Source organism: Pelorhabdus rhamnosifermentans (assembly GCF_018835585.1).
Lineage (GTDB): Bacteria > Bacillota > Negativicutes > UMGS1260 > UMGS1260 > Pelorhabdus > Pelorhabdus rhamnosifermentans.
Genome location: NZ_JAHGVE010000106.1, coordinates 1 through 432, shown reverse-complemented (window position 1 = coordinate 432; position 432 = coordinate 1). Strand labels below are relative to the sequence as shown.

The 432-nt window shown below is 47.2% G+C and carries 1 protein-coding gene; it reads left to right on the top strand.

From position 1 onward, the window contains the following. Positions 1-432, top strand: a 432-nt coding sequence (locus tag Ga0466249_RS25980) for an NAD(P)-binding domain-containing protein (protein WP_215832392.1), incomplete at both ends; no start/stop codon positions are given.

The following is a 432-nucleotide window of genomic DNA, read 5'->3' as shown; positions in this document are numbered from 1 at the left end:
CCGAATTCGCCGCATGTAAAACAGGTTGTGCTGGGAGAAAACGGTGTGATTGAAGGTGCGAAAAAAGGTTCAATTGTCATTGACATGAGCTCCATTGCGCCGCTTGTGAGCCGTGAAGTTTCCGAAAAACTGGCTGCCAAAGGTATAGAAATGTTAGATGCTCCTGTAAGCGGCGGAGAACCCAAAGCTATTGACGGCACGCTTTCCGTCATGGTTGGCGGTAAAAAAGCCGTGTTCGATAAATGCTACGAAATTATGAAGACCATGGCAGGCTCGGTAGTACTGACAGGAGATGTCGGTGCAGGAAATGTAACGAAGCTTGCCAATCAAATAATTGTAGCAATTAACATCGCTGCCATGTCTGAAGCGTTAGTACTCGCAAGTAAAGTGGGCGTAGAACCGGAATTGGTATACAAAGCCATTCGAGGCGGA